This window comes from Isoptericola sp. NPDC019482 (genome assembly GCF_040632295.1).
Classification (GTDB): domain Bacteria; phylum Actinomycetota; class Actinomycetes; order Actinomycetales; family Cellulomonadaceae; genus Isoptericola.
Genome location: NZ_JBEYBQ010000002.1, coordinates 178,692 through 198,488 on the forward strand (window position 1 = coordinate 178,692; position 19,797 = coordinate 198,488).

The window sequence follows — 19,797 nt, forward strand, 5'->3', positions numbered from 1 at the left end:
TGTCATTGCTCTATGTCGGCGAGGGTGCTTCTCTGTCTCGGCGAGGTCGGGGTCAGCCGAAGTTGACGCCCTGGGCCAGGGGCAGCTCGGTGGAGTAGTTCACGGTGTTGGTGACGCGGCGCATGTACTGCTTCCACGAGTCGGAGCCGGACTCGCGGCCGCCGCCGGTGGACTTCTCGCCGCCGAACGCGCCGCCGATCTCCGCGCCGGAGGTGCCGATGTTGACGTTGACGATGCCGCAGTCGGAGCCGAGCTCGGACAGGAACGTCTCGGCCTCGCGGACGTCCAGCGTGAAGATGGCGCTGCTCAGCCCCTGCGGGACGTCGTTGTGCAACGCGATGGCCTCCTCGAGCGTCTCGTAGGTGAGCACGTAGAGGATCGGCGCGAACGTCTCCCGGCGCACGACGTCCGTCTGTGACGGCATCCGCACCAGCGCGGGCGAGACGTACGCCGCGCCCGGCGCGCCGTCGACGTCGACCGCCTCTCCCCCGACGACGACCGTGCCGCCGTCGGCCCGCGCCTCCTCCAGCGCGGCGAGCATCCGCTCGCGGGCGCCCGCGTCGGTGAGCGGCCCGACGAGCGTGCCGTCGGCGCGCGGGTCGCCGACCGGGAGCCCGGCGTAGACGGGCTCGAGGCGCCCGACGAGGTCGTCGACCACCGACGCGTGCACGATGAGCCGCCGCAGGCTGGTGCACCGCTGCCCGGCCGTGCCGGCCGCGGCGAACACGATGCCGCGCACGGCGAGGTCGAGGTCCGCGGACGGCGCGACCACGGCCGCGTTGTTGCCGCCGAGCTCCAGCAGGTACCGGCCGCCGCGGCCGGCGACGACGGGCGCCACCTGCTGGCCCATGCGCTCGGACCCGGTGGCCGACAACAGGGCGACCCGTCGGTCCGCGACCAGCGCCTCCCCCGCCTCGCGCGCGCCGAGCACCACCTGGCTCACCGCCTCGGGGAACCCGGCCTCCGCGAGAGCCCGCCGCAGCAGCGCGTTCGACGCGAGCGCGCTCAGCGGCGTCTTCTCGCTCGGCTTCCACACCACGGTGTCGCCGCAGACCAGCGCGACGGCGGTGTTCCACGACCACACCGCGACCGGGAAGTTGAACGCGCTCACCACGCCCACCACGCCGAGCGGGTGCCACTGCTCCATGAGGCGGTGGCCGGGTCGCTCGGACGGCATCGTACGCCCGCCGAGGGAGCGCGACAGCCCCACGGCGTAGTCGCAGACGTCGATCATCTCCTGCACCTCGCCGAGCGCCTCGGAGGTGATCTTGCCGGCCTCGATCGTCACCAGCTCGGCGAGGTCGGCCTTGTGCTCGGTGAGCAGCTCGCCCAGGCGCCGCACCACGCCGCCGCGCACCGGGCCGGGCACCGAGCGCCAGCTGTGGAAGGCCTCCGTCGCGGCGGTGATCGCGGCGTCGACGTCGGCCGCTCCGGCCTCGGGGAGCGTGAGCAGGGCCTCGCCGCTCAGCGGCGACACGACGGGCAGCCCGCCGTCGGCGGGAGCGGTGGGGACGTCGGCCCCGATGCGGGACAGTGCGGCGAGGGCGGCGTCGCGCAGCTCGGCCGTCAGCGTGCCGGTGGTCGGGGTTCCGTCGGTCTGGGTGGTCATGCCTGGGCTCCCTGTGGGGTGGAGGGGTTCTCGAGGTGGTGGGGGTCGACGCCGAGGCGCTTCGCCGCGCGGTCGCGCGACGCCGCCACCTGCGCGGCGTACAGGTCGAAGGGGTCGAACAGCTCGCGCCCGACGGCGCCGGCCATCCAGTCGGCGTCGCGCTCCTCGCCCGCCTGGCCGGCGTCCTTGGAGCCCTCCTCGGTGAGGTTCGACTGAAAGATGCCGGCGGCGGAGCGGGGCAGGAAGTCCTCGTAGACGACCGGCTCGCGGGTCACGGTCCCGCCGTCGCCGACCTCGTAGGTGAAGTACCCCAGCCCTTGCTCGACGAGTCCCGCCTCGGTGTCCGGGAAGGTGCGGCGCCACACCTCGGGCGTCGCGCCCTCGACGACGGCGGCGTCGTAGCGCGCCCGGCCCTCGCGGGTCAGCGCGATGCCGCGCGCCTCGACCTCGCCGAACCGCACGCGCAGGGAGTCCTGCACGACCTCGCCGTCCGGGGTGCGGAACGTCCGCGGCTCCGCGAGCGCGCGGAACGACGTCTGCCGCAGCAGCACGTCCGGCCCCTCCCACAGCGGCGGTCCCTGGATCGCGTCGATCATCGTGATGCCGCGCGCCTCCATGCGGGCGTACAGGTCGTCGATGTCGAGCACGCGCGGGGTGAGGTGGTTGATGTGCGTGGACGGCACGCCGCCGATGTCCGCCGCCACGGCGGACACGGCCTCCAGCTCCCGGTACCAGGCCTGGTCGACCGGCTCGCGCCCCAGCTCGAACGCGGCGGTGGCCAGGCGCAGGAACTCCGCTGCGTCGGCGGCGGACAGGCCGCCGTCGGCCTCCGCCCGGTCCGCGAGCGCCAGCAGCTCGGCCCCGAAGAGCGACCTCGCCTTCAGGAAGGTGTCGAGCCGCGCCTGCAGGTCGGCGCTGAAGAACCGCCGGTCGGACGGCACCAGCATGGACGTGAACACACGGAACGGGTTGCGCGCCAGCTCGGCCCTGTCGATCGGCCGGAACGCCGTGGAGATGACGGGCACGGAGGACGACGACGCGTCGCGCAGGTCGTAGAACCCCACCGGGTGCATGCCCATCGCGCCGAAGATCCGCGCCACCTGCTGCAGCTCCGCGGGCGTGCCCACGCGGATAGCGCCGTGCCGCTCGGCGGTGACGCGGTCGATGGACCCCAGCCGCTCGGCGTCGGCGCCGCGGGCGCGCACGACGTCGGCGTTGACCTCGTGGGACACCTCGAGCAGCGTGGTGTAGGCGGGCACCTCCCGCCCGTACATGTCGGACAGCGAGCGCGCGAACGCTGCCCGCAGCTGCCACGGTTCGCGAAAGTCGGTCGTCACGGTGCGTGCGTCCTCTCTCAGATGATGTTGGCCTCGGTGCGCGACCGTCGCGCCCCGAACCGCCCGGCGTCGAACGCGGACACGTCGACCCCGCGTGCCGCGGGCGTCCCCGCCCGGCCGAGGTACAGGTCGGCGACGGCCTCGCCCACGGCGGGCGCCTGCAGGAAGCCGTGCCCGGAGAAGCCGCACGCGTACAGCACGCGCGCACCGGCCGGGGCGGCCGGCGCCTCGCCGATCAGCGCGTCGTGGTCGGGGGTGAGCTCGTACAGCCCCGCCCAGCCGCCGGTCAGGGGGGCGTCGGCGAGGGCGGGGGTGGCGCGCGCGGCGAGCCCGCGCAGCCACGGCTCCCACGCCGGGTCGTAGGTGGTGTCGAAGCCGACCGGGGTGCCCGGCTCCGAGGCACCGAGCAGCAGCGTGCCGCGCGCGTCGGCGTTGTGCAGGTAGTACGTGGTGCCGAAGTCGATGGTGAACGGCAGCGTCGGCGGCGCCGGCTCGAGGGGCGCGGTGAGGGCGATCTGGCGGCGCACCGGCTCGACGGGCAGGTCCACGTCCACCAGGGCGCCGACGGCCCGCGACCAGGCCCCGGCGCACACCACGACGGCGGTCGTCGTGACGGCGCCCCGGGGCGTGACGACCGTCGACCGGCCGTCCGGACCGGGCTCGACGACGCGCACCCGGGCACCGGTGACGACGCTCGCCCCGCGCCGCCGCGCGCCGTCCGCGTACCCGGCGACGACCGCCGCCGGGTGGGCCCACCCGTCGCGGGGCGCGTAGGCGGCGCCGGCGTACGCCGGCGCGGACAGGTACGGGTTGAGGCGCCGAGCCTCGGCGACGGAGAGCAGCCGGCTGTCGACGCCGAGCTCGCGCTGCATCGCGACGGACCGGTCGAACAGGGCGACGTCGTCGTCGCCCGGCAGCGCGAAGAGGTACCCGGTCTGGCGCAGCCCCACGTCCCCGCCCGGTCGCCGCCGGAAGTCCTCGAAGAGCTCCAGGCTGCGGTGGCCGAGCACGACGTTCGCCGGGTCGGAGAACTGCGCGCGCACGCCGCCGATCGGCTTGCCCGAGCTCCCGCTGCCAAGCTCCCCGGACTCCAGGAGCACGACGTGGGCACCCGCCTCCGCGAGGTGGAACGCGACCGACGTCCCCATCACCCCGCCGCCGACCACGACCGCGTCCGCCCGCGGCGGCACCGCCTGGGACAGCTCCACCCGACCTCCTCGTCGACGTCGCCGGCCGCGCACGGTGCGGTGCGGGCCTGCACCCATCCTCGACCGCGCCGAGCGTCCAGCACCATCGAAGATTCGTCGTCTCAACCGTCCAGAGTCGCTGCACGGTTGTAGCGTGGCCGCATGGAGACCGGTGCGGCCGAACCGCCGGGACGCGACCTGCCGTGGTCAGGCCTGCGCGCGCTGCGCGCGCTCGCCGACCACCGCACGATGACCGCCGCCGCCGCGGCGCTGGGCTACACGACCGGCGCCGTCTCGCACCAGCTCGCGGCGCTCGCCCGCGCGGTCGGCACCGACGTGGTGCGGCCGCACGGGCGCGGGGTCGCGCTCACCGAGGCGGGTCTCGCGCTCGCGGAACGGGCCGAGCCCCTCCTCGCCGCCCAGCGCGACGCCGTCGACGCGGCCCGGGCGGCGAGCGGTGACGCGTCGGGCACCGTCCGCGTCGGGGCGTTCGCGACGGTCGCGGCGAGCCTGCTGCCCCAGCTCGTCGCGCGGCTCGCGCAGTCGCACCCGCGGATCACCCTCGTCGGGATCGAGCTCACGGTCGACGACGTGGCGGGCGCGGTGCGGCGCGGCGACGTCGACCTGGGGCTCGGGCTGGACTACCCCGGCGCGCCCATCCCGCGCCTGCCCGGCACCGCCCTGCGGCCGCTGCGGACGGAGCGGTTCGAGCTCGTGTCGACGCCGACGTCCGACCTGCCCGCCCGCCTCCACCTCGCCGACCTCGCAGACCATGCCTGGATCCTGCCCCCGCTGCCGACCCACTACGGCGCGGCGGTGCGGGGCGCCTGCCGTGCGGCCGGGTTCGAGCCGCGCGCGGCGCACGAGGTGAACGACACCTCCACGACGCTCGCCCTGGTGGCGCAGGGGCTGGGCGTGACGCTCGCCACGCCGATCATGCTCACGCTGCGCCCCGCCCACGACCTGCGCACGACCACCCTGTTCGACCTCGTGGAGCGCGAGATCGTGCTGCTCGAGCCGTCGACGGCGCCACGCCGTCCCGCGGTCGAGGCGGTGGCCCGCACCATCGAGGCCGTGGTGCACGGGACGGGCCGGTTCACGACCGGCTTGTGACGGGCATCACGGGCGAAGCCGACAACGCGCGTGTATCGGGAATGCGTGCCAGCATCGTCGCGATCGCGTCGCCGCACGGGCGGCGCGAAGAGACTGGAGGTCCCCATGCCCGCATGGCTCATCCTCGTTCTGGTCGGCGTCGTCCTCGTGATCCTCGGGGTCGCGACGAGCATCGGCCAGTTCCTGATCTGGCTCGGCGTCATCGTCCTGGTCGCGAGCCTCGTGCTCGGGCTGGTGCGGCGAAGCCGCACCTGAGCGAGCAGCGTCAGGGGGACGCACGAAGGGGCTCGGGTCCGCTGCGGCGGCCCCGGGCCCCTTCGGACGTTCCTGCGGCCCGTCAGAACGCGGCGAGGTGCTCCGCGAGGTACGCGGTGACCTTGGCGAGCGCCACGCGCTCCTGCGCCATGGTGTCGCGGTGGCGGATCGTCACGGCGTCGTCGTCGAGGGTGTCGAAGTCGACCGTGACGCAGAACGGCGTGCCGATCTCGTCCTGGCGGCGGTACCGGCGACCGATGGCCCCGGCGTCGTCGAAGTCGACGTTCCAGTTCTGCCGCAGCTCGGCGGCGAGGTCGCGCGCCTTGGGCGACAGGGCCTCGTTGCGGCTCAGCGGCAGGACGGCGGCCTTGACCGGCGCGAGGCGCGGGTCCAGGCGCAGCACCGTGCGCTTGTCGACGCCGCCCTTGGTGTTCGGCGCCTCGTCCTCGGCGTACGCCTCGACGAGGAACGCCATGAGCGAGCGGGTGAGGCCCGCGGCCGGCTCGATGACGTACGGCAGCCAGCGCTCGTTCGTCGCCTGGTCGAAGAACGACAGGTCCTTGCCCGAGTGCTCCGAGTGCGTCTTGAGGTCGAAGTCGGTGCGGTTCGCGATGCCCTCGAGCTCGCCCCACTCGCTGCCGGTGAAGCCGAAGCGGTACTCGATGTCCACCGTGCGGGTGGAGTAGTGCGAGAGCTTCTCGGCCGGGTGCTCGTACAGGCGCAGGTTCTCCGGGTCGATGCCGAGGTCCGTGTACCAGGACATGCGCGTGTCGATCCAGTACTGGTGCCACTCGGCGTCCGTGCCCGGCGCGACGAAGAACTCCATCTCCATCTGCTCGAACTCGCGCGTGCGGAAGATGAAGTTGCCCGGCGTGATCTCGTTGCGGAACGACTTGCCGATCTGCGCGATGCCGAACGGCGGCTTCTTGCGCGACGCCGCGGCCACGTTGGAGAAGTTCACGAAGATGCCCTGGGCGGTCTCGGGGCGCAGGTAGTGCACGCCGGACTCGTCCTCGACCGGGCCGAGGTACGTCTTGAGCATCATGTTGAAGTCGCGGGGCTCGGTCCACTGCCCGCGGGTGCCGCAGTTCGGGCACGCGATCTCGGCGAGGCCACCCTCGGGCGCGCGGCCCTTCTTCTCCTCGAACTCCTCGACCATGTGGTCCTCGCGGAACCGCTTGTGGCACGACAGGCACTCGGTCAGCGGGTCGTTGAACGCGCCCAGGTGGCCGGACGCGTGCCACACCGGCGTGGGCAGGATGACGGCGGAGTCGAGGCCCACGACGTCGTCGCGGCGCGTCATCGCGCGCCACCACTGCTGCTTGATGTTCTCCTTCAGCTCCACGCCGAGGGGCCCGTAGTCCCACGCGGAGCGCGTACCGCCGTAGATCTCGCCGGACTGGAACACGAAACCTCGCCGCTTGGCGAGGGAGACGACGGCGTCGAGCTTGGCGGTCGGGGACGGTGCTGCCACGGATCACTCCTGGGTGTCGGGCCGCCACGTGGCTCGTGGGGCCGGTGCGGGGAACGCCGCAGCGGCTGCACGTCGGCATGTCGGAGGCCGACGTCGACCGGCTGCGGTGGCCCCCAGCCTACCGGGGCCGCCCACCGGCCCCTGGCCTCACCTCCCGACTACGGGAGCACCGCGAGCTCGCGCCGCAGGAACGCCGCCATACGGTCGAGCGCCGGCACGGCGGCCGCGCACCAGCCCGGGAACGACAAGACCCCGTGCGGGCTGTCGACGAGGTGCAGGTGCTCCACGGGCACGCCCGCCGCGCGCAGCGCCACGGCGTAGCGCTCCCCGTCCTCGCGCAGGTAGTCGTGGTCGGCGGTGAGCACGAACGCCGGGGGCAGCCCCGCGTGGTCGGCGAGCTGCGGCGACACGAGCGGGTCCTGCGGATCGCCATCCGTACCCAGGTACGCAGCGACCGTGTCCGGGGCGTCGGCGGCACGCCCGAAGGGCCAGGCCGCCTGCGGGATCATCATCGGCGCCCCGGGGCGCAGGTCGAAGGCGCCCTGCGCCAGGGCCTGGGCGCAGACGTCCGGGCCGCCCCTCTCGCGTGCCAGGAGCGTCACCACCGCGGCGAGGGTCGCGCCGGCACTCTCCCCCACGACGGCGAGCCGGCCCGCGTCGGCGCCGAGGTCGGCCGCGTGCTCCGCCGCCCAGGCCGCGACGGCATAGCAGTCCTCGCCCGGGGTCGGGAAGGGGAACTCCGGGGCCAGGCGGTACCCGGGCGCGACGGCGACCGCGCCGACGCGCGTCGCGAGGTGGCTGGACAGCCAGGCCGTCATGGACCGGTGCCCGAACACGAACCCGCCGCCGTGCAGCACGACGAGCAGCGGGAGGCTCCCGTCGACCCCCACGGGCCGGTAGGTCAGTGCGGGGATCCCGCCCGCCGGCCCCGGGATCACGACCTCGGCCACGCTCGCCCCGGGGTCGGGGCGGCCGCTGAGGACCTCGCCGACCCAGCGCGGTCCGGACCGGGAGTTCAGCCTCCGCCGCGTGGCGTCCGACATCCGGGCGTAGGGGGGCACCGCCCGGATGATCGCCGCCCCGAGCAGGCGCACCCGCCACTGGAGCGCCATGGCGGCCCTCCTTCCCACGCCGCGCCCTCCGGTGATGGGACGTCCGGCGCGGCGGTCGGTGACGCTCCGCCGAGGGTGAGATCGGGTCGCGGACGGCGCACGCGGCTGTGTTGACAACCGTTCTCAACTATCTGAGAATCGTTCTCATGCTTCGCCGACGCGCGGCCCTCGCCGCCCTGCCCGCCCTCGCCCTGCCCGCCGTGCTCGCGGGCTGCTCCACCGACGACGGCGCCGCCGACGGCACGCTCGAGGTGCTGGCCTCGTTCTACCCGCTCCAGTACGTGGCCGAGCAGGTGGGCGGCGACCTCGTCACCGTCTCCAACCTCACGCCGCCGGCCGCCGAGCCGCACGACCTGGAGCTCTCCCCCGCCCAGGTCCGGGAGATCGGCACGGCCGACCTCGTCGTGTACTCCTCCGGCTTCCAGACCGCCGTCGACGAGGCCGTCGAGACGCAGTCGCCGGAGCACGTCGTCGACACCAGCGACGTCGTGACGCTCGAGGACCACCCCGGCACGCCCACCGACGAGGACGCCGCGGCGGACCACCTCGAGGAGGAGCTGGACGAGCACGCCGAGGACGACGGGCACGACCATGCCGAGGGCGCGGCGGACCCCCACTTCTGGTTGGACCCGACGCGGCTGGTCGACGTCGGCCACGCCGTCGCGGCCTCGCTCGGCGAGGCCGACCCGGAGCACGCCGCCACCTACGCCGACAACGCCAAGGCCCTGGAGAAGTCGCTGAACGAGCTGGACGGGGAGTACTCCGCCGGGCTCGAGGAGTGCGCGTCGCGCACGCTCGTCACGTCGCACGAGGCCTTCGGCTACCTCGCGGAGCGCTACGACCTGCAGCAGGTGGGCATCGTCGGCCTCGACCCGGAGGCAGAGCCCTCCCCCGCGCGGCTGCGCGAGGTCGGTGCCATCGTCGAGGAGAACGACGTCAGCACGATCTTCACCGAGACGCTGACCAGCCCCAAGGTGGCCGAGACCCTCGCGAACGACATCGGTGTCACGACCGCCGTCCTCGACCCGCTCGAGGGCCTGTCGAAGGACGCGGCCGAGGCCGGGGACGACTACGTCTCGGTCATGCAGGACAACCTGGCCGCGCTCTCCGAAGGGCTCCAGTGCTCATGACCACGCTCGCCACCGACTCCCCGAGCGGCGCGACCGCGCCCCGCGACGACGCCGTCCCCGCCATCGAGGCCCACGACGTCCACGTGCGCCTCGGCGCCAGCCCCGTGCTGCGCGGGGTGGACCTCACGGTCCGGCGCGGGGAGGTCGTCGCGCTGCTGGGCGCCAACGGCTCCGGCAAGTCCACGCTGGTGCGCACCCTCGTCGGCGTCCTGCCCGCCACGGCCGGCAGCGTGCGCCTCCTGGGCCACCCGCTCGGCAACGACGTCCCGTGGGGCCGCGTCGGCTACGTGCCGCAGCGCGTCAGCGCCGCGGCCGGCGTCCCGTCCACGGCCGCCGAGGTCGTCGCCTCCGGCCTGCTGCACGGCCGCCGCCTGCGCCTGCCGCGCGGCTGGCGCGCCCAGGTCCGCGAGGCGCTCGACCTCGTCGGCCTCGCCGACCGCGCCCGCTACGCCACCCACCAGCTCTCCGGCGGCCAGCAGCAGCGCGTGCTCATCGCGCGCGCCCTGGTCCGCCGGCCCGAGCTGCTCGTGCTCGACGAGCCCGTCGCGGGCGTCGACCGCCCCAGCCAGGAGGCGTTCGCCGCCACGATGACGCGCCTCGTGTCCGAGGGCATGACCGTGCTGGTCGTGCTGCACGAGCTCGGCGAGCTCGCCCCGCTGGTGCAGCGCTGCGTCGTGCTGCGGCACGGCCGCGTCGTGCACGACGGCGCCCCGCCGACGCCGCAGCCCGGCCACGGTGGCGAGGCCCACGAGCACGTGCACCCGCACGCGCACCCCCGCGCCGTGCAGCGCCCCGAGAACGTCCGCCTCGCGGAGGGGCCCTTCGAGCGACCCGACGACAGCGACGAGGAGGTGGCGCGATGAGCGGCCTGTGGGAGATGGTCACCGACCCGTTCATGCAGCGGGCGCTCGTCGCGGCCCTGCTGGTCGGCGTCAGTGCGCCCGTCGTCGGCACCTACCTGGTGCAGAAGCGCCTCGCCCTGCTGGGCGACGGCATCGGGCACGTCGCGCTCACCGGGGTCGCGCTCGGCTGGCTCGTCGGCGCGGCGATGGGCCTGGTGCCCGACGACGTCCTCGCGGTCCCTGGCGCGGTGGTCGCCGCCGTCGCGGGCTCGGTCCTCATCGAGGTCGTGCGCCGCCGCGGCCGCACGTCGGGCGACCTCGCGCTCGCCATCCTGTTCTACGGCGGCATCGCCGGCGGCGTGCTGCTCATCGGCCTGGCCGGCGGCTCGTCCGGCAGCCTCATGGCGTACCTGTTCGGCTCCATCTCGTCGGTCACGCTGTCCGACGTCTGGGTCACCGTGGCGCTGTGCGGCCTCATCCTGCTCATCGGGCTCGGGCTGCGCGCGGCCCTGTTCTCGGTGAGCCACGACGAGGAGTTCGCCATGTCGTCGGGGCTGCCCGTGTGGGCCCTGAACATGGCGGTGGCCGTGCTCGCCGCGCTCACCGTGACGGTCGCGATGCGGGTGGTCGGCCTGCTCCTCGTCTCGGCGCTCATGATCGTGCCGGTCGCGATCGGCCAGCTCGTCACCCGGTCGTTCCGGCGCACCATGCTGGTCGCCTCGGTCGTCGGGGTCGTCGTCTGCGTCACCGGACTGTCCATCACCTACTGGCACAACGTCTCGCCCGGGGCGCTCATCGTGGTGCTCGCGATCGGCGTCTACGCCGTGGTCGCGGCGCTGCACCCGCTGCTCGCCCGGCGCCAGGCCCCCGTCGACCCGCATCCCGACATCCCGGACGACGTCGCCGTCTCCCCGGCCGTCACCGGTCGGGCCGCACCTCAGGAGGAGTGCACGCCGTGAACGACACCACCCCCGCCGCCCGCACGGCCGCACCGCCGCGGATGACGCGGCAACGGGCGGCCGTGGCGGACGCCCTCGGCGACACCGACGAGTTCCGCAGCGCCCAGCAGCTGCACGAGCTGCTGCGCTCCCGTGGCGACGCCGTCGGCCTCGCCACCGTGTACCGGACGCTGCAGACCCTGGCCGACGGCGGCGACGTCGACGTCCTGCGCAGCGAGGACGGCGAGAGCCTGTACCGCCGCTGCGCCCGGCGCGAGCACCACCATCACCTGGTCTGCCGGGCGTGCGGGCGCGCGGTCGAGATCGACGGGCCGACGGTCGAGCAGTGGTCGGCCTCGGTCGGCGCCGCGCACGGCTTCGCCGACATCGAGCACACCGTGGAGCTGTGGGGCACCTGCGCCGCGTGCCGGGCGACGGACGACCGGGCGAATTAGGGCAGGCATACCTCAGTCGGGCACAATGTTCCCGTGCACCTGACCACTCCCGCGCTCGCCGCGACCGCCGAGGAGCCCACCGGCGTCTTCACGATCGCCGGCGTGCCGTTCTGGGTCGTCTACGTGGCGGCGTTCGGGATCGTGCTCGTGCGCGCGCAGGCCACCTACTGGGCCGGGCGCGGCGTGGCCCGCGGCACCTCCCGCGGCCGGGTCGCCGACGCGCTGGCCCGCCCGGGCGCGGCGGCGGTCATCGATCGCGTGAACCGCTGGGGCCCGCCCGCGGTGACGCTGTCGTTCTTCACGGTCGGGGTGCAGACCCTCGTCAACCTCGCCGCGGGCTACCTGCGCATGCCCTTCGGGCGCTACCTCGCGGCGCTGCTCGCCGGCTGCGCCGTGTGGGCCGGCATCTGGACGACGATCGGCTCCGCCGCCGTCAACGCGGCGATCGCGGTGGGCCTGCGCCACCCCGTCACGCTCGTCGCGGTCGGCCTCGGCGCGGTGGCCCTGGTCTCCTGGGTGGTCTACCGGCTGACCCGCCGTTCGCCCGCGGACCGCGCCACCGACCCGACCATCGCCCCCGCGACCGAGGACGCGTCGTGAGCGCCGCGACCGCCGCCGTCGCCCCCGCCGCCCGGCCCGCGTCGGCTCTCGTCGCCCGCCGGTCCCGCGGCCGGCTCCTGATGATCGTGGCCGCCGTCGTGGTGCTCGCCCTCGTCGTGCTGGCGAGCCTCGCGCTGGGCGTGCGCGACATCGACGTCGCGACCGTGTGGCAGGCGCTCACCCACCCGGTCGCGGGGAACGTCGACCACGACGTCGTGCGGGACCAGCGCGTGCCGCGCACGCTGATCGGGCTCGCCGCCGGCGCGGCGCTCGGCATCGCGGGCACCCTCGTCCAGGGCGTCACGCGCAACCCCATCGCCGACCCGGGCCTGCTGGGCCTCAACTCGGGGGCGTCGCTCGCCGTCGTGATCGCCGTGTCGATGCTCGGCGTGGCCTCCCCGCTCGGGTTCGTCTGGTTCGCGTTCGCGGGCACCGCGGCCGCCGCGCTGCTGGTCTTCTCCATCGGCGCCGGACAGCCGGTCAAGCTCGCGCTCGTCGGCGCGACCGTCACCGCGCTCATCACGCCCCTGATCACCCTGGTGCTGCTGCGCGACCCCGAGGCCTTCAACATGTACCGCTTCTGGGCCGTGGGCTCCCTCACCGGGCGCGGCACCGAGACCCTGTCGGTGCTGTGGCCCTTCGTCGTCGTCGGCATCGTGCTCGCGGGGGCGCTCGCGCACCGGCTCTCCATGCTCGCGCTCGGGGACGACGTCGCCTCCGCGCTCGGTCAGCGCGTGGGGGTGACCCGGGGCCTCACGGCGGTCGCCGTCATCCTGCTCGCCGGCACGGCGACGGCGCTCGCCGGCCCGATCGCCCTCGTCGGGCTCGCGGTGCCGCACGCCGCCCGCCGCCTGGTCGGCACCGACTACCGCTGGATCGTGCCGCTGACCGCCGTCCTCGGCCCCGTCATGCTGCTGGGCGCCGACGTCATCGGGCGGCTGGTGCTGCCGCACTCCGAGCTCGAGGCCGGCGTCGTCGCCGCCGCGATCGGCGCGCCCGTGCTCGTGGCCGTGGCCCGCGGCCGGACCGTGGCGGGGGTGTGACATGACAACCGACCTCGCCGCCCGCGCCGCGGACCGGGACGCCCCCGACGGGCTCGACGACCCCGTCGTCGCCCTGCGCCGCCGTCGTCGGCGGCGCCTCACCCTCGTGGTCGCGTCGCTCGTCGTCCTGCTCGTGGCGTTCGCGACCCTCGCCCTCACGCTCGGCGAGGCGTCGCTCGCCCCCGGCCGCGCCCTGGCGGCGCTGTTCGGCGTCGGGTCGGACGGCGACCTGTTCGTCGTGCAGCGACTGCGGCTGCCCCGCATCGAGACGGCGGTCCTCGCGGGCGCGTCCTTCGGGCTCGCGGGCGCGATGTTCCAGACCACGCTGCGCAACCCGCTGGCCAGCCCCGACATCCTCGGCATCGCCAGCGGCGCCAGCCTCGGCGCGGTCACCGCGATGCTCGTGCTCGGCCTCACCGGCCTGGCCGTGTCCGGGGCGGCGTTCGTGGGCGCGCTCCTCGTCGCGCTGGCGATCTGGCTGTTCGCCTGGCGCCAGGGCCTGCACTCGATCCGGTTCGTCCTGGTCGGCGTCGGCTTCGCCTACCTGTGCTCGTCGCTGCTCGCCTGGCTGCTGGCGAGCGTCGAGATCCGCGCCGCCCAGTCCGCGCTCGTGTGGACGGTCGGGAGCGTGGCCGACGTGCGCGGCGCGGACCTCGTGACGTTCGCCGCCTCCGCGCTGGTGCTCGGCGCCGGGATCGCGGTCGTCTCGCGGTGGCAGGGGCCGCTCGCGCTCGGCGACGACAACGCGCGCGCCCTCGGCGTCCCCGTCGACGCCGCGCGGGTCGTCTCGCTGCTGCTGGCCGTCGGGCTCGTGGGGGTCGCGACGTCGTTCGTCGGCCCGCTCGCGTTCGTCGCGCTGGTGGCCCCCGCGATCGCGCGCCGCCTGCTGTCCGACGGCGGGGCCGCGCTCGGGGTCTCGGTGCTCACCGGCGCGGTCCTCGTGCTCGCGGCGGACGTCGTGGGCCAGCACCTGCTGTTCGGACTCGAGGCGCCCACCGGCATCGTGACCGGCCTCATCGGCGCCCCCTACCTGCTGTGGCTCCTGGCCACCGACCGAAGGAAGAGGCTCGCATGACCGACGTGCACCGGCACCCCGCGCCGCCCGCGCGTCCCGACGCGACGCCCGGCCCGTCCCAGGGCGCGACGGAGAAGGCGGCGCCGGACATCACGCTGCGCGCCCACGGCGTGAGCCTCGGCTACGACGGGCGTCGCGTGATCGACGGTCTCGACCTGGAGCTCCCCGCCGGCCGCGTGACGGCGATCGTCGGCCCGAACGCCTGCGGCAAGTCGACGCTCCTGCGCGGCCTGGCCCGGCTGCACCCGCTCGACGGCGGCCGTGTGACGCTGGGCGGCGAGGACGTGGGCAGCCTGTCGCGCAAGGAGCTGGCGAAGCGGGTCGGCGTCCTGCCGCAGTCGTCGATCGCGCCCGACGGCGTCCGCGTCGCCGAGCTCGTGAGCCGCGGCCGGTACCCGCACCAGGGGTGGTTCGGCCGGCACAGCTCGACCGACGACGGCGCGGTGCTGCGCGCCCTCGAGGCCACCGGGGTCGCCGACCTCGCCGACCGGCCCGTCGCCGAGCTGTCGGGGGGCCAGCGCCAGCGGGTGTGGATCGCGATGGTGCTGGCGCAGGAGACCGACGTCGTGCTGCTCGACGAGCCCACCACCTACCTCGACCTCGCCCACCAGGTCGACCTGCTCGACCTGCTGACCGAGCTGAACCGCACCCGCGGCACCACCGTCGTCATGGTGCTGCACGAGCTCAACCTCGCCGCCCGGTACGCCGACCACCTGGTGGTGATGAGCGGCGGGCAGGTCGTGGCCGAGGGCCGCCCGGGCGACGTCCTCACCGCCGCGTCGGTGCGTGCGGCGTTCGGCCTGCGGGCGCAGGTCGTGCCCGACCCGGTGTCGGGAACGCCACTCGTCGTCCCCCTCGGACGGACGCACGACGACACCCCGAGATAGGTTAGGCTCGCCTCACCTACCGTTCCCCTCGCGCCGCCGGCGCGAGCACACCGAGGAGAACCCGTGCGTCTTCGCCGACCTCTCACCGCTGCCGCCGCCCTCGCGGCGACGGCCGCCCTGACCCTCGCCGGCTGCGCGTCCGACGACGCCCCGGAGAGCGACCAGTCGGCCGCCGCCTCGGGCAACGTCCGGTCCGAGCCCACCGACGAGTTCCCGATCACGATCGAGCACGCGCTCGGCGAGACGGTGGTCGAGAAGGCGCCGCAGCGCGTCGCCACCTGGGGCTGGGGCTCGACGGAGGCCGCCATCGCGGCGGGCGTCTACCCCGTCGCGGTCGCCGAGCAGATCTACACCGTCGGCGAGGACGCGCTGCTGCCGTGGGTCGAGGACGCCTACGACGAGGAGGGCGTGGACAAGCCCGCCATCCTGTCCGACCCCGAGGGCGGCGCGTCGGTGCCCTACGAGGAGTTCGTCGAGGCGGAGCCCGACCTCATCGTGGCGCCCTACTCCGGGCTCACCCAGGAGCAGTACGACGTGCTGAGCGACATCGCCCCCGTCGTCGCCTACCCCGACGCCCCGTGGACCACGACGTGGCAGGACACGATCACGCTCACGGCCCAGGCGCTCGGCCGCACCGACGCGGGCGACCAGATCCTCGGTGACATCGACGACTTCGTCGCCGAGAAGGCCGCCGATCACCCCGAGTTCAACGGCAAGACGTTCGCGGCGATCTACGACGACCCGACCAAGGGCATCGTCTCCGTGTACACGCCGAACGACCCGCGGACCGTGTTCCTCGAGGGCCTCGGCGTGAAGAACGCGCCCTCGGTCACGGAGCTCGACACGTCGAACGGCAGCTTCTACTACGACCTGTCGTACGAGGAGCTCGACAAGCTCGACTCGGACTTCGTCATCTCCTACTCGGAAAGCGAGGAGGCCGCCCAGGCCTTCGACGACAACAAGGACCTCCAGGCGATCCCCGCGGTCAAGGCCGGGAAGGTCGTGAAGGTCGTCGGGACCGCGGAGGTGTCGGCCGTGTCGCCGCCCACCGCCCTGTCGGTGTACTGGGAGGACGGCCTCCCCGCCCTCGTCGACTCCATGGCCGAGGTGCTCGGCGACTGACCCGCCACCACGTCATCCCTCGTCACCGCCACGAACCCCCGTCCGGTCCAGCGACCGGGCGGGGGTTCGTGCTGAGATCAGTCGGCGTCGGGGGTGTCGACGGCGCCGCCGTAGCGACGGTCGCGGCGGGCGAACTCCTCCACCGCGCGCCAGAGGTGCCGCCGGTCGACGTCGGGCCACGGCTCCGGCAGGAAGACCATCTCCGCGTACGCGGCCTGCCAGATCATGAAGTTCGAGGTGCGCTGCTCCCCCGACGAACGCAGGAACAGGTCGACGTCCGGCAGGTCGGGCTCGTCGAGGTACTTCTGGATCGTCTTCTCGGAGACGCGCGCCGGGTTGAGCCTCCCGGCGGCGGCCTCGCGGGCGATCGCCGCCGCGGCGTCGGCGATCTCGGCCCGCCCGCCGTAGTTGACGCACATCGTCAACGTGCAGCGGTCGTTCTCCTTGGTCATCTCCTCGGCGACCTGCAGCTCCTTGATCACCGACCCCCACAGCTTCGGCCGACGCCCCGCCCAGCGGATGCGCACGCCCCACGACGACATCTCGTCGCGACGCCGGCGGATGACGTCGCGGTTGAAGTTCATGAGGAACTTGACCTCGTCCGGCGACCGCTTCCAGTTCTCCGTGCTGAACGCGTACGCCGAGACGTGCTTCACGCCGATCTGCACGGCGCCGGCGACGACGTCGAGCAGGGACTTCTCACCCTGCTTGTGCCCCTCCACGCGCGGCAGCCCGCGGGCGTTGGCCCACCGGCCGTTGCCGTCCATGACGATCGCCACGTGGTTCGGCACGAACTGCGCCGGGATGTTCGGCGGCGTCGCCCCCGTGGGGTGCGGGTAGGGCTCGGCGTACTCGCCGGACGAACGGGGCATCAGGCCTCTCTCTCGATCATGCGCGCTCGATCATGCGCAGCGAACGCAGCGTGCGCTCCAGGTAGTACTGGGAGTAGGCGGCGACGATCCCGGAGGCCTCGGTGCGGTGCCGCGGCTCCGCGGCGTCCGCCGTCTCCCAGTCACCCCCGAGCAGGGCGCCCAGCAGCGCGAACGTCTCCGGCGCGGGGGCGGTCGATCCGGGCGGCCGGCAGCGCGAGCACACGGCCCCGCCCTGGCCCACGGAGAACGCGTGGTGCGGCCCGGGCTCGCCGCAGCGGGCGCAGTCGGTGAACGACGGCGCCCAGCCGGCGACGGCGAGGCCGCGCAGCAGGTACGAGTCGAGCACCAGCCCCGGCGCGTGCGCCCGCTCGGCCAGCGCCCGGAGCGCCCCGGCGAGCAGCCAGTACTGCTGCACCGCGGGCTCGTGCTCCGCCGCGACCAGGCGGTCGGCGGCCTCGAGCATCGCCGCGCCCGACGTGTACAGCGCGTAGTCCTCGCAGATCGCGCGGGCGTACGGCCCGATCGTCTCGACCTGCGTCACGGTGTCGAGGTTGCGCCCGGTGTGCAGCTGCACGTCGACGACCATGAACGGCTCCAGCCGGGCCCCGAAGCGCGACGACGTGCGCCGGACCCCGCGCCCCACGCCGCGCACCTTGCCGTGCTCACGGGTCAGGAACGTGACGATCCGGTCGGCCTCGCCCAGCTTGTGGGTGCGCAGCACGATCGCGTCGTCTCGGTACAGGGGCACGGGCCCATTCTCTCAGCCCCCACCCACCAAAGCTGTCAGGACCAGCGCCACGTATACACGGCGCTGGTCCTGACAGCTCGCGGGACGGGTCAGGCGCGGGCGGCCCGGTTCACGGCGGAGACGATCGCCTTGAGGGACGCCGTCGTGATGGACGGGTCGATGCCGACGCCCCACAGGACGTCGTCGCCCACCTGGCACTCGACGTAGGCCGCGGCGGTGGCGTCGCCGCCCTCGGACAGGGCGTGCTCGGCGTAGTCCAGCACCCGCACGTCGACGCCGACCTTCGAGATCGCGTCGACGAACGCGGCCAGCGGTCCGTTGCCGGAGCCCTCCAGCGTGTGCTCCACGCCCTGGTCGAGGACGTCGACGGCGAGCGCGGTCGCGCCGCCCTCGGCCGACGTCGACCGCGTCTCCCGCAGGCGCAGGCGCCCCCAGGGCTCCAGACCGCGGGCGTCGTGCTCCTCGACGGGCAGGTACTCGTCGCTGAACATCCGCCAGATGTCGGAACCGGTGACCTCGCTGCCCTCGGCGTCCGTGTAGTGCTGCACCACGCCCGAGAACTCGATCTGCAGGCGGCGCGGCAGGTCCAGCGAGTGCTCGGTGGACAGCAGGTACGCGATGCCGCCCTTGCCGGACTGCGAGTTGACGCGGATGACGGCCTCGTACGACCGACCCACGTCCTTCGGGTCGATCGGCAGGTACGGGACGCCCCAGGTGAGCTCGTCGACCGGCTTGCCCTCGGCCTCCGCGCGGGCGCCCATGTGCTCGAAGCCCTTCTTGATCGCGTCCTGGTGCGAGCCGGAGAACGCGGTGAAGACCAGGTCGCCCACGTACGGGTGCCGCTCGTGCACCGGGATCTGGTTGCAGTGCTCCACGGTGCGGCGGATGCCGTCCATGTCGGAGAAGTCGATCTGCGGATCCACGCCCTGGCCGAACAGGTTCATGCCGAGCGTCACCAGGTCGACGTTGCCCGTGCGCTCGCCGTTGCCGAACAGGCAACCCTCGATGCGGTCGGCGCCGGCCTGGTAGCCCAGCTCCGCGGCCGCGACGGCGGTGCCGCGGTCGTTGTGCGGGTGCAGCGACAGCACGACGTGCTCGCGGAAGGCCAGGTTCCGGTTCATCCACTCGATCGAGTCGGCGTAGACGTTCGGGGTGGCCATCTCGACCGTCGCCGGCAGGTTGATGATCACGGGCCGCTCGGCCGTGGGCTCCAGCACCTCCAGCACCTCGTTGCAGATGCGGGCGGCGAACTCGAGCTCCGTGCCGGTGTACGACTCGGGCGAGTACTCGTAGTAGACCGTCGTCTCGGGGATGGTCTCCTCGAGCTTGCGGCACAGGCGCGCGCCCTGCAGGGCGATGTCGACGATGCCGTCCATGTCGCTGCGGAAGACGACCTCGCGCTGCAGGATCGACGTCGAGTTGTAGATGTGCACGATCGCCTGCTTGGCGCCGCGGATCGCGTCGTAGGTGCGCTCGATGAGGTGGTCGCGGCACTGGGTGAGCACCTGGATGACCACGTCGTCGGGGATGCGGCCGGTGTCGATGAGCTGGCGCACGAAGTCGAAGTCCGTCTGCGACGCGGACGGGAAGCCGACCTCGATCTCCTTGTAGCCCATCTGGACGAGCAGGTCGAACATGCGCAGCTTGCGCTCGGCGTCCATCGGCTCGATCAGCGCCTGGTTGCCGTCGCGCAGGTCGACGGCGCACCAGCGGGGGGCCTTCGTGATGCGCTTGTCGGGCCAGGTCCGGTCCGGCAGGTCGACGACGATCTGCTCGTGGAACGGGAGGTAGCGCGTGTACGGCATCCCGGAGGGGCGCTGGGGGTTCGCGCCGGCGATGCCCTGGGGGTGATGGTTCTGCATGGTGTCGCGTCCTTCGGTGGGGGCTCGGTGACCGCCGTCCCGGGTGGGGTCGTCGGTCATGACCAGTCGGCCGGCGCGCCACAACCTCCGCGACGGGGGTCCGGCCTTAGAGGGCCCCGCCGCGGCACCGAAGGAG

At 74.0% G+C, this 19,797-nt stretch carries 19 protein-coding genes; 11 read left to right on the forward strand and 8 right to left on the reverse strand.

Annotated elements, in window-relative coordinates; genetic code table 11:
- Window positions 1-52: 52 nt before the first annotated feature.
- Genes ABZ493_RS02785 through ABZ493_RS02795 form a run of 3 tightly spaced genes read right to left on the reverse strand, consistent with a single transcriptional unit; the run spans window position 53 to window position 4,154 of the window.
- The gene (locus tag ABZ493_RS02785) at window positions 53-1,609 is read right to left on the reverse strand and encodes an aldehyde dehydrogenase family protein (protein WP_430580653.1); all 1,557 of its coding nucleotides are present in this window, start codon (window positions 1,607-1,609) and stop codon (window positions 53-55) included.
- Entirely contained in the window at window positions 1,606-2,946 is a 1,341-nt protein-coding gene (locus ABZ493_RS02790) for a VOC family protein (protein WP_430580654.1), read from the reverse strand. The genes ABZ493_RS02785 and ABZ493_RS02790 overlap by 4 nt, the downstream gene beginning before the upstream one ends.
- 17 nt (window positions 2,947-2,963) lie before the next feature.
- Complete coding sequence (locus ABZ493_RS02795) at window positions 2,964-4,154, reverse strand: FAD-binding oxidoreductase (RefSeq protein ID WP_430580655.1); 1,191 nt, start codon at window positions 4,152-4,154, stop codon at window positions 2,964-2,966.
- Window positions 4,155-4,295: 141 nt separating this feature from the next.
- Between ABZ493_RS02795 and ABZ493_RS02800 the strand changes: the two genes are divergently transcribed.
- Window positions 4,296-5,246, forward strand: a complete 951-nt coding sequence (locus ABZ493_RS02800) for a LysR family transcriptional regulator (RefSeq protein WP_430580656.1) — start codon at window positions 4,296-4,298, stop codon at window positions 5,244-5,246.
- A gap of 105 nt (window positions 5,247-5,351) precedes the next feature.
- Window positions 5,352-5,501: a hypothetical protein gene (locus tag ABZ493_RS02805; RefSeq protein WP_429764160.1), complete on the forward strand. Its 150-nt coding sequence runs from the start codon at window positions 5,352-5,354 to the stop codon at window positions 5,499-5,501.
- Window positions 5,502-5,583: 82 nt separating this feature from the next.
- Here the strand turns inward: ABZ493_RS02805 and ABZ493_RS02810 are convergent, their stop codons facing one another.
- On the reverse strand, window positions 5,584-6,975 hold the full coding sequence (locus ABZ493_RS02810; protein ID WP_430580657.1) for a glycine--tRNA ligase: 1,392 nt from the start codon (window positions 6,973-6,975) through the stop codon (window positions 5,584-5,586).
- A gap of 158 nt (window positions 6,976-7,133) precedes the next feature.
- Window positions 7,134-8,087 (reverse strand): alpha/beta hydrolase, encoded by a 954-nt coding sequence (locus ABZ493_RS02815; RefSeq protein ID WP_430580658.1) that lies wholly within the window; start codon window positions 8,085-8,087, stop codon window positions 7,134-7,136.
- 146 nt (window positions 8,088-8,233) lie between these two features.
- On the opposite strand from ABZ493_RS02815, the gene ABZ493_RS02820 reads away from it, so the two are divergent.
- From ABZ493_RS02820 to ABZ493_RS02860, 9 genes are all read left to right on the forward strand, one after another.
- A complete protein-coding gene (locus ABZ493_RS02820) occupies window positions 8,234-9,217 on the forward strand; it encodes a zinc ABC transporter substrate-binding protein (RefSeq protein ID WP_430580659.1) in 984 nt (327 codons plus the stop codon).
- Window positions 9,214-10,080, forward strand: a complete 867-nt coding sequence (locus ABZ493_RS02825; RefSeq protein ID WP_430580660.1) for an ATP-binding cassette domain-containing protein — start codon at window positions 9,214-9,216, stop codon at window positions 10,078-10,080. Before ABZ493_RS02820 ends, ABZ493_RS02825 begins: the two co-directional genes overlap by 4 nt.
- Window positions 10,077-11,018, forward strand: coding sequence for a metal ABC transporter permease (locus ABZ493_RS02830; protein ID WP_430580661.1), 942 nt, complete (start codon window positions 10,077-10,079; stop codon window positions 11,016-11,018). Before ABZ493_RS02825 ends, ABZ493_RS02830 begins: the two co-directional genes overlap by 4 nt.
- A gap of 41 nt (window positions 11,019-11,059) precedes the next feature.
- Window positions 11,060-11,452: a Fur family transcriptional regulator gene (locus tag ABZ493_RS02835; protein WP_430580725.1), complete on the forward strand. Its 393-nt coding sequence runs from the start codon at window positions 11,060-11,062 to the stop codon at window positions 11,450-11,452.
- Window positions 11,453-11,485: 33 nt separating this feature from the next.
- Complete coding sequence (locus ABZ493_RS02840) at window positions 11,486-12,052, forward strand: VTT domain-containing protein (protein WP_430580662.1); 567 nt, start codon at window positions 11,486-11,488, stop codon at window positions 12,050-12,052.
- Window positions 12,049-13,095 carry an iron chelate uptake ABC transporter family permease subunit gene (locus ABZ493_RS02845; protein ID WP_430580663.1) on the forward strand — a complete coding sequence of 349 codons (1,047 nt, stop codon included), beginning with the start codon at window positions 12,049-12,051 and terminating at the stop codon, window positions 13,093-13,095. The genes ABZ493_RS02840 and ABZ493_RS02845 overlap by 4 nt, the downstream gene beginning before the upstream one ends.
- Window position 13,096: 1 nt before the next feature.
- The gene (locus ABZ493_RS02850) at window positions 13,097-14,170 is read left to right on the forward strand and encodes an iron chelate uptake ABC transporter family permease subunit (RefSeq protein WP_430580664.1); all 1,074 of its coding nucleotides are present in this window, start codon (window positions 13,097-13,099) and stop codon (window positions 14,168-14,170) included.
- On the forward strand, window positions 14,167-15,057 hold the full coding sequence (locus ABZ493_RS02855) for an ABC transporter ATP-binding protein (protein WP_430580665.1): 891 nt from the start codon (window positions 14,167-14,169) through the stop codon (window positions 15,055-15,057). Before ABZ493_RS02850 ends, ABZ493_RS02855 begins: the two co-directional genes overlap by 4 nt.
- Window positions 15,058-15,120: 63 nt before the next feature.
- The gene (locus tag ABZ493_RS02860; RefSeq protein WP_430580666.1) at window positions 15,121-16,179 is read left to right on the forward strand and encodes an iron-siderophore ABC transporter substrate-binding protein; all 1,059 of its coding nucleotides are present in this window, start codon (window positions 15,121-15,123) and stop codon (window positions 16,177-16,179) included.
- A gap of 77 nt (window positions 16,180-16,256) precedes the next feature.
- On the opposite strand, the gene ABZ493_RS02865 is transcribed toward ABZ493_RS02860, so the two are convergent.
- The 3 genes from ABZ493_RS02865 to leuA form a co-directional block, all read right to left on the reverse strand.
- Window positions 16,257-17,051, reverse strand: a complete 795-nt coding sequence (locus tag ABZ493_RS02865; protein ID WP_430580667.1) for an isoprenyl transferase — start codon at window positions 17,049-17,051, stop codon at window positions 16,257-16,259.
- 16 nt (window positions 17,052-17,067) lie between these two features.
- Window positions 17,068-17,799, reverse strand: a complete 732-nt coding sequence (recO, locus tag ABZ493_RS02870) for a DNA repair protein RecO (RefSeq protein WP_430580668.1) — start codon at window positions 17,797-17,799, stop codon at window positions 17,068-17,070.
- 89 nt (window positions 17,800-17,888) lie between these two features.
- Window positions 17,889-19,661 carry a 2-isopropylmalate synthase gene (gene leuA, locus ABZ493_RS02875; RefSeq protein ID WP_430580669.1) on the reverse strand — a complete coding sequence of 591 codons (1,773 nt, stop codon included), beginning with the start codon at window positions 19,659-19,661 and terminating at the stop codon, window positions 17,889-17,891.
- Window positions 19,662-19,797 lie beyond the last annotated feature (136 nt).